The following is an 8,141-nucleotide window of genomic DNA, read 5'->3' as shown; positions in this document are numbered from 1 at the left end:
TGCGCCTGGTGCGACCGGGGGGCGCGGCGGCAGCGGCGCCACCGGCGGACGTGGCGGGCGCGGCGGCGTCCATTGCACGGCTTTGGGCACCTTGAGCCGGGTGCTGGCACTGGCGCGGTCGCGCAGATAGCCGACCTCGACCTGGCTGCCCTCGGGTTTGTTGCGCAGGGCCTCCATGGTCTGGCGGGGCGTATCGACGCGGCGGCCGTCGACGCTCTGGATCACGTCGCCGGGTTCCAGGCCCTTGAGTTCGGGGCCGGTGCTGAGCACCAGCACGCCTCGCTCGGTACCGAAGTAACGGCCGAGTCTGGCGTCGACCGAGGCCAGGTTGAGGCCATTCCAGCGCAGGGCATCGCTGATCGCCGGCAGCGGACAGGGTTTGTCTTTGCAGTCCTCCGGGCCGAGACGGACGATCTCGGTGCGCAGGCGGGGCACGACCACCGCGTCGGCCGGGGTGAACTCCATGCGGTCGCCGGAAACTTCCATCTCGCCGTCGACCGAACGACGGATCATGACCTGGCCGCTGGTGACGAACTGCGAGCCGTCGCCGCTCTCGAACACCATCACCCGTTCGCCGAGCTGCGGCGTCGCCTCGACGGTGGCGTCGCGGCCGTCGCGCTGATAGCGGATGCGCAGCGGCTTGCGCGCTTCGAGCCGGCCGAGCAGGGCGCGGGCGTCGGCCAGGCGCGCCTCGCCGTCGGCGCCGGCGATGTTCTTGTCGCCGACCGCGAGCAGGCGGTCGCCGCTGCGCAGGCCGGCCCTGGCGGCGGCGCTGTCGGGCGTGACCGCGACGATGCGCACGCCGGCCTTGGCGTCGGGCGCCAGGATCACGCCGAGCTGCGGCCCGCGGATTTCGTCGCGGATCAGCACCGGCTTGGCGACCGGATCGGGCAGGCCACGGATTTGCTGGACGACGTGCGGCCGCACCTGGGCGATCAGCAGCGGGCGCTCGCCGTCCATCCGGTGCACGGTCACTCTCGGCGAGAGCTCGCCGCGCGGCGTCGGCGCGGGGGCCGCGGCGCCGTTCGGCGCGCCGGCCGGCGCATAGGCCAGGGCGCTGCCGATCGCGGTCGACAGCAGTGCGGTCAGGAAGAAGCGGTGCATATCGGTCTCCGGTACGGCATGAAGGAATCAGTCGACGCGAACCAGGGCGTCGTCGTAGCGTTCGCCGCGTGCGGCGAACCAGCGTTGCGTGCTCTCCACCCCGGCCAGGGTCCGCAGCGCGCCGACGCGCTGCTGCCACAGCGCCAGGCGTTGCGCGGCGGGCAGCGAACCGGCGGTCAGGGTGGCGTCGATCAGGCGCACGCGTTCGTCGAGTTCGGAACTCATCACCGTGGCGGCGGCGCTGCCGACCTGCTCGTCGCGGGTGGCCGCGACCAAGGCCTCGAGCTGGGCCGACTCGGCCTGCAGATCGCCGAGTTCGCGCAGCAGGCCGGCCTCGTCGTCGATCGAGGCGAGCGCGGTCGCGGCGGTGGACGCCGTGTCCGGGGAGGCCGGCGCGGTGACTTCCGGCGGGATCGCTGCGAGCTGGCTCGCCGTGGAATCGGGGGCCGCGCTGTCGGGCGTGGGCGAGCGCATCGGCCGGCCCTGCACGCGTCGCGGCGCCGGCGTGGCCGCGATGCGGTCGGTGGTCGGGCTTGGCGCGGGTGCCGGCGTGATCGCCGTGGCCGGGATCTCCGATGACGAGGGATCGGGCTCGGACGCGTCGGCAATAGCGAGGGCAGCCGGCTCGGCGCCGTGCCGCGAATCGGCGACTGCGTCGGGGGCCTGCTTCGCGGTCGTCGGCTGCGCCGCCGCGGGAGCTGCAACGGAATGCGCGACCGCATCGGCGCCGGCATCGGTACGACTCGGGCTGTGATCGCGCAGCGACAGCCACAGGCCCAGCGGCAGGGCGGCGGCCAACATCGCCGCCATCATCCATCGCTGGCCCTGGCGCTGGCGCGGCCGTGCGTTCGCGGCGGGACGGCGCGGTTCGACCTGGACCGGATCGTTTGAAGGATGCAGGCGGATCGGTTCGTCCGCAGGCGTTCCGTCCGCGGCCGTCAGGACGCCGCGCCGGGCGAGGGTCGCAGCGATGCGCGACCAGCCGTCGGCCGGCGGCGTTTCGGGCGGCAGTTGCGCGAACGCCGACGACCAGTCCGGCGGCGTGGAAGGGGTGCGGTCAGTTCGGTCAGGCATGGGCCTGCTCCAGATCGTTGTGCTTGATGCCCGACTCCAGCAACTGGCGCAGGCGCCGGCCGCCACGAGCGAGTTGCGATTTGGAGAAGCTCGGCGTGCGCTGCATCAGCGCCGCGATCTCCTCGTGGGTGTAGCCCTCGGCGTGGTACAGCCAGAGCACGCTGCGGGTCGGCGCCGGCAACTGCGCCAGGGCGCGGCCCAGCGCCGCCGCGTCGGTCGCCGCGGGCGGCGGCGGGGTACGGTCGTCGGCGAGGTATTCGTCGTCCGGCTCGACGGCATGGTCGTGGCGGCGCCGGCTGCGCAGGCGCATCAGCGATTCGTTGACCGCGATCTGCCGCAGCCAGCCCCAGAACGGAGTGCCGCTGCCGTCGCGATGGCCGCGGAAATCGCCGATCCGGGTCAACACTTTGAGCATGGTGTCCTGCAACACTTCGGTGGCCTCGTCGCGGTCGCCGGCGATCCGCATCGCCAGGGTGAATACCGGCCGCTCGAACCAGCGGTAGATCTGCTCGAACGCCGCGCCTTCGCCGGAGCGGGCGCGGGTCAGCAGCGCCTCCGGCACGTCGATGGCGAAGCTCGACACCGGGCGCGCCGGATCGGGCGGGAGGGACGGCGGGGGCGGGGTTTCGGTCGGCATTCCAGGACAAGGATGCGCCAGGGGCGTGAAGGGTCGCAGCCGCGGCCAAGCCCTATACTGAGTCAACGGACAGGGAGGAGGGGAGACATGGGAGCGACATTGCTCGCTGCGGTACTGGTGTTCGCCGGCGTGGTGCTGCTGTTCAAGACCGTGCGCATGGTGCCGCAGGGCTATCAATGGACGGTCGAGCGCTTCGGCCGCTACACCCACACCATGGACCCGGGCCTGCATTTCCTGGTCCCGGTGATCTACGGGGTCGGCCGCAAGATCAACATGATGGAACAGGTGCTGGAAGTGCCGAGCCAGGACGTGATCACCAAGGACAATGCGGTGGTCAAGGTCGACGGCATCGTGTTCTTCCAGGTCCAGGATGCGGCCAAGGCCGCCTACGAAGTCGCGACGCTCGAAATCGCTATCCTGAACCTGGTCATGACCAACATCCGCACCGCGATCGGTTCGATGGACCTGGACGAGTCGCTGTCCAAGCGCGACGAGATCAACACCAAGGTGCTCAACGCGGTCGACGCGGCGACCCACCCCTGGGGGTTGAAGGTCAACCGCATCGAACTCAAGGACATCCAGCCGCCGCGCGATCTGGTCGACTCGATGGCGCGGCAGATGAAGGCCGAGCGCGAGAAGCGCGCCAACATCCTCGAGGCCGAGGGCTTCCGCCAGGCGGCGATCCTCAAGGCCGAAGGCGAGAAGCAGTCGGTCATCCTCGAAGCCGAGGGCGAGCGGGAAGCCGCGTTCCGCCAGGCCGAAGCGCGCGAGCGCCTGGCCCAGGCCGAGGCCAAGGCCACCGAGGTGGTGTCCAACGCGATCGCCCAGGGCAACGTGCAGGCGATCAACTACTTCATCGCGCAGAAATACATCGAGGCCTTCAAGTCGCTGGCCGAAGCGCCGAACCAGAAGTTCGTGATGATGCCGATGGAATCGGCCGGCATCATCGGCTCGCTCGCCGGCATCGGCGAGTTGGCCAAGGAAGCGCTGGAGCGCCAGCCCAGCCGGGTGGCGCCGCCGCCCGTGCCGCGCAGCGGAGGCTGAACCATGGCGTGGAACTGGCAGACCGTGACCTGGGCCGCGATCGCGCTGCTGCTGTTCGCGGCCGAAGCGATGGCGCCCGGCGCCTTCATGCTCTGGCTCGGCCTGGCCGCGGCGGTGATGTTCGGGCTGGTACTGGTGTTCCCGGGACTGAGCGTGCTGGCCCAGGTGGCCGCGTTCGTGTTGCTCAGCTTCGTTTCGATCCAGGTCTACCGCACCTGGTTCCGCGGCCGCGAGCGCCAGAGCGACCGGCCCCTGCTCAACCGCCGCGCCGAACAACTGGTCGGCCGGGTGGTGACCCTGGAGCGCGGCATCGTCCAGGGCAGCGGGCGGGTGCAGATCGCCGACGCGTACTGGGACGTCAGCGGCCCCGAGTTGCCGGCCGGCGCGGCGGTGCGGGTGATCGGCACCGACGGCATGACCCTGCGGGTCGAAGCGGTGGACTGAGACGATGACGGCCATGCGCACATCGGCGATGCTCGCGTTGCTGTGCACGGCCGTTCCCTGCCTGGCCGGCGAACCGAGCGGCGCCGAGACCTGGATCGGCCGAGTGGTGCCGCCGTTCCCGGACGGCTTCAAATCCAACACCGGCGGCTGCGTCGGCTCCGGGCGCAGCGCCGAGCAGATCTGCGCGCGCAGCATCGGCACCATCGACGATGCCGAGGACCGCTCGCTCAAGCTCTACGCCGCCGAACTGGTCGGCCGGATCGGCAACGAAGCGCGCTGGAAGATCACCGACGTGGTGCCCTATCCGAAACTGCTGCGCGGCGAACGCGTGTCGATTTCGACCTGTGTCATCGATGGCGTCGGCGATCCGGGCGTGATCGCGGTCATCGATACCGCGGTCGAGAACGCCGACGCGCGCGAGATGTTCGACGCCTCGCGCTGGGCGGTGCGCTTGGATCGCCGCAAGGGGCGCTTCGTCGAAGTCAAGCCCACCGAAGTAAGTTGTTACAACGAAGGCACCGAAGGGGAATAGCGCCGGCGGCGCGATCGCAATGCGGCGCGCCTGTGAGAGTGGTCGCAGAGCGCTCCAACCGCCGGGCCCGGGGGCGGATCGCCGCGGCGCTTCGCTGCCTCGCCGAGCATGTCCACCGCGAGCGTAACCCTTGGCATCGTCAGCGCGGTTTCGTGGTCGCGGCTCGCGCTGCTTCTACTCTCCGGAGCGCGCGGCGCGTCTCCATGCGCTTGCGTACCGAATGCGGGTCCCACGGGCGACGCGCGCTTCTGGGATAATCGCCGGCTCAACCTCCCCAGCAGAGCAGGCAGCGCCCCATGAGCCAGAAGACCATCCTCAACGACGCCCACCGCGCACTCGGCGCCAAGATGGTGGATTTCGGCGGCTGGGACATGCCGATCAGCTACGGCTCGCAGATCGAAGAGCATCATCAGGTGCGCCGCGACGCCGGAATGTTCGACGTCAGCCACATGACCGTGGTCGACCTGCGCGGCGCGCGCACCCGCGAGTTCCTGCGCCACCTGGTCGCCAACTCGGTCGACAAGCTGCAGAAACCGGGCAAGGCGCTGTACACCTGCATGCTCAATCCGCAGGGCGGGGTGATCGACGATCTGATCGTGTACTTCCTCGAGGAAGAATTCTTCCGCCTGGTGGTCAACGCCGCCACCCGCGAAAAAGACCTGGCCTGGATCGGCGAGCAGGCCCTGGCCTTCGGCGTGGAGGTCCAGGAGCGTCCGGAACTGGCGATGATCGCGGTGCAGGGCCCGAGCGCGCGCGACAAGCTGATCGGCCTGCTGCGCGAGGAAGACCGCGCGCGCATCGGCAAGCTCGGCAAGTTCGTCGCCGGGCAGGCCCGAACCGCCGACGGCATCGAGCTGTTCGTCGCCCGCACCGGCTACACCGGCGAGGACGGTTTCGAAGTGGTCGTGCCCGAAGACCGCGCGGTGGCGCTGTGGGATGCGCTGCTCGCCGCCGGGGTCAAGCCGGCCGGCCTCGGCGCGCGCGACACCCTGCGCCTGGAAGCCGGCATGAACCTCTACGGCCAGGACATGGACGACAGCGTGTCGCCGTACGAAGCCGCGCTGGCCTGGACCATCGCCCTCGACGAGGGCCGCGACTTCATCGGCCGCCAGCCGCTCGAACAGCTCAAGGCCAGCGGCGCCGCGCGCCAGATGATCGGCCTGGTCATGGACGAGAAGGGCGTGCTGCGCCACGGCCAGAAAGTGCTGACCGCGCACGGCGAGGGCGAGATCCTCTCGGGCACCTTCTCGCCGACGCTGAACAAGTCGATCGCCTTCGCGCGCGTGCCGGCCGGCGAGATTCCGTTCGGCGGCGCCGGCAACGTCCGCGTCGACATCCGAGGCAAGGAAGTGCCGGTGCGGGTGGTGAAGTTCCCGTTCGTGCGCGACGGTCAGGCCCAGGACGGCGTGCTCGTCTGACCGGCGCCACCGCCATGGTCCATGTCGACTACTACTTCAGCCTGATCTCGCCCTATGCCTACCTGGGCCACGCCGCCGTGCTCGAGGCGGCGCAGGCGGGCGGCGCGCGCCTGGTCTACAAGCCGGTGCGCTTCTTCGAGTTGTTCGCCGCCAACGGCGGCCTGCCGCTCGGCCAGCGCGCGCCGGCGCGGCAGCGTTATCGCCTGTACGAGTTGCAGCGCGCCCGCGAGCAGCGCGCCTTGCCCTTAAACCTGGCGCCGAAGTTCTTCCCGGTCGATTCCGGCTTGGCCGATCGTTGTGCGATCGCCCTGGTCGAGGCCGGCGCCGATCCGGCCGGCTACATGGACGCGGCGTTCCGGGCGATCTGGGCGCACGACCAGGATCTGGCCGACCGCGGCACGGTCGCGCGCCTGTTGCGCGATCGCGGTCACGATGCGGAGGCGATCATCGCCGCCGCCGACACCGCCGAGGTCGCCGCGCGCTACCACGATTACACCGCACAGGCGATCGCCGCCGACCTGCCGGGCCTGCCCGGCTACGTGCTGCACGGCGAACCGTTCTGGGGCCAGGACCGCGTCGAGGCGTTGCGCGAGGCGCTGCTCAGCGCTCGAGCGCCGTACCGGGTCGACGACGGCGGGCGGGCAGGTTGAACGCGCCCGCCGGCGTTCCGGCCGCCGTCCCTGTGGCATGTCGCTCCCGCATCGTTAAACTACCCGCCATTACCAGCCGCTCCCGTCACGTTCGAGGCCAGCCATGAGTGAAATCCCCGGCGATCTGAAGTTTATGAAGTCCCACGAGTGGGCCCGCGTCGAAGGCGACGGCAAAGTCACGGTCGGTATCTCCGACCATGCCCAAGGCCTGCTCGGCGACCTGGTCTACGTCGAACTGCCGAACATCGGCGACCGCGTCGAAGCCGGCACCGCCTCGGCGGTGGTCGAGTCGGTCAAGGCCGCCTCCGACGTCTATTCGCCGGTCTCCGGCACCGTGACCGCGGTCAACGCCGCGCTGGCGGACAAGCCGGAAACGATCAACGAAGACGCCTACGGCGAGGGTTGGATCTACACCGTAGAGATCGACGAGCCGGACCAGCTCAACGAACTGCTGGGTCCGGACGACTACGCCGAGCTGCTCGAAGAAGACGACCACTGATCCCGGCCGTTCCGACACCGTCGCCCTGAGGGCGGCGGCAGCGGGGAGCGCAGAACCGGACCGCGAACGCGGCCGCCGGTTCTCCGCTCCCCGTTTTCGTTTGGGCGGCGCGGCCGGGTTCGGGATGGGTTTCGCCGCGACGCGAGTGCGGCCGACGCGGGCAGCGGGGTGCATCGACCCCGACCGCGAGCGCGGCGACCGGCTCCGCTTCCCGGTTTCGTTCGGGCGGCGCGGCGGCGGAACGCGGGTTCGGGAGTCCGGTTGCACCGCGGCGGGCGAGTGCGGCCGACGCGGGAGCGGGGAATGCAGATCTGGATGCGAACGCGGCGGTCGGTGTCGCGTTTCTGTTTTTGTTTCGGGTGGGGGCGGGGGGAAAGCGCGGGTGCGATTCCGGTTTCGCCGCGGCACTCGGCGACTCGGCGACTCGGCCGACGAGCGGTCGACGCGCGGGCGGCAAGGCGAACGACGCGACGGCGAGTCGGCGACCGGCGATGCGCTCCGAGGCCGGAGGTGGTCGCGACGCGGTCGTACACGGCGAGGCGTCGTCGCCGGTCGGTCGGACGTACGGTCGCGACCGACGACGATGCTGCTCGCCCGGCACGACGACCCGAGCGCGACGCGTGGACTCGGTGTGAAGAGCGCGTCGTTCGCTCGCCGCCGATCTGGCGACGAAGCCACCCGCGCGCCGCTCGCGCCGCCTCGCCGCGTCGCGCCCGAGGCGAGCCAGACGCGACCGGTG

9 protein-coding genes are annotated in these 8,141 nt (G+C 70.6%); 6 read left to right on the top strand and 3 right to left on the bottom strand.

Annotated features, from left to right (window positions below):
• The 3 genes from ACSAMQ_RS19175 to ACSAMQ_RS19165 all read right to left on the bottom strand — a co-directional run.
• On the bottom strand, window positions 1-1,104 hold a 1,104-nt coding region (locus tag ACSAMQ_RS19175), incomplete at its 3' end, for a PDZ domain-containing protein (protein ID WP_435397192.1).
• A gap of 27 nt (window positions 1,105-1,131) precedes the next feature.
• Window positions 1,132-2,178, bottom strand: a complete 1,047-nt coding sequence (locus tag ACSAMQ_RS19170) for a hypothetical protein (protein ID WP_435397191.1) — start codon at window positions 2,176-2,178, stop codon at window positions 1,132-1,134.
• Window positions 2,171-2,761, bottom strand: coding sequence for an RNA polymerase sigma factor (locus ACSAMQ_RS19165; RefSeq protein ID WP_435397190.1), 591 nt, complete (start codon window positions 2,759-2,761; stop codon window positions 2,171-2,173). The genes ACSAMQ_RS19170 and ACSAMQ_RS19165 overlap by 8 nt, the downstream gene beginning before the upstream one ends.
• Window positions 2,762-2,902: 141 nt before the next feature.
• Between ACSAMQ_RS19165 and ACSAMQ_RS19160 the strand changes: the two genes are divergently transcribed.
• The 6 genes from ACSAMQ_RS19160 (at window position 2,903) to gcvH (ending at window position 7,402) form a co-directional block, all read left to right on the top strand.
• Complete coding sequence (locus tag ACSAMQ_RS19160) at window positions 2,903-3,859, top strand: SPFH domain-containing protein (protein WP_435397189.1); 957 nt, start codon at window positions 2,903-2,905, stop codon at window positions 3,857-3,859.
• 3 nt (window positions 3,860-3,862) lie between these two features.
• Window positions 3,863-4,303 carry an NfeD family protein gene (locus ACSAMQ_RS19155; RefSeq protein WP_435397188.1) on the top strand — a complete coding sequence of 147 codons (441 nt, stop codon included), beginning with the start codon at window positions 3,863-3,865 and terminating at the stop codon, window positions 4,301-4,303.
• A gap of 13 nt (window positions 4,304-4,316) precedes the next feature.
• Window positions 4,317-4,835, top strand: coding sequence for a hypothetical protein (locus tag ACSAMQ_RS19150; protein ID WP_435397187.1), 519 nt, complete (start codon window positions 4,317-4,319; stop codon window positions 4,833-4,835).
• A gap of 296 nt (window positions 4,836-5,131) precedes the next feature.
• Window positions 5,132-6,253, top strand: a complete 1,122-nt coding sequence (gene gcvT, locus ACSAMQ_RS19145) for a glycine cleavage system aminomethyltransferase GcvT (RefSeq protein WP_435397186.1) — start codon at window positions 5,132-5,134, stop codon at window positions 6,251-6,253.
• Between the two features lie 14 nt (window positions 6,254-6,267).
• Window positions 6,268-6,903, top strand: coding sequence for a 2-hydroxychromene-2-carboxylate isomerase (locus tag ACSAMQ_RS19140; RefSeq protein ID WP_435397185.1), 636 nt, complete (start codon window positions 6,268-6,270; stop codon window positions 6,901-6,903).
• A gap of 103 nt (window positions 6,904-7,006) precedes the next feature.
• The gene (gene gcvH / locus ACSAMQ_RS19135) at window positions 7,007-7,402 is read left to right on the top strand and encodes a glycine cleavage system protein GcvH (RefSeq protein ID WP_435397184.1); all 396 of its coding nucleotides are present in this window, start codon (window positions 7,007-7,009) and stop codon (window positions 7,400-7,402) included.
• Window positions 7,403-8,141 lie beyond the last annotated feature (739 nt).

Source organism: Lysobacter sp. 1R34A (assembly GCF_051217035.1).
Taxonomy (GTDB): Bacteria; Pseudomonadota; Gammaproteobacteria; order Xanthomonadales; family Xanthomonadaceae; genus Lysobacter.
The sequence above is the reverse complement of the archived record's forward strand: the minus strand, read 5'-3'. Positions and strand labels throughout refer to the sequence as shown.

Coding starts and splice junctions, on each gene's coding strand:
- gcvH (WP_435397184.1), top strand. CDS start 7,007: ATGAGTGAAATCCCCGGCGATCTGAAGTTTATGAAGTCCCACGAGTGG.
- ACSAMQ_RS19160 (WP_435397189.1), top strand. CDS start 2,903: ATGGGAGCGACATTGCTCGCTGCGGTACTGGTGTTCGCCGGCGTGGTG.
- ACSAMQ_RS19170 (WP_435397191.1), bottom strand. CDS start 2,178: ATGCCTGACCGAACTGACCGCACCCCTTCCACGCCGCCGGACTGGTCG.
- ACSAMQ_RS19140 (WP_435397185.1), top strand. CDS start 6,268: ATGGTCCATGTCGACTACTACTTCAGCCTGATCTCGCCCTATGCCTAC.
- ACSAMQ_RS19155 (WP_435397188.1), top strand. CDS start 3,863: ATGGCGTGGAACTGGCAGACCGTGACCTGGGCCGCGATCGCGCTGCTG.
- ACSAMQ_RS19150 (WP_435397187.1), top strand. CDS start 4,317: ATGCGCACATCGGCGATGCTCGCGTTGCTGTGCACGGCCGTTCCCTGC.
- gcvT (WP_435397186.1), top strand. CDS start 5,132: ATGAGCCAGAAGACCATCCTCAACGACGCCCACCGCGCACTCGGCGCC.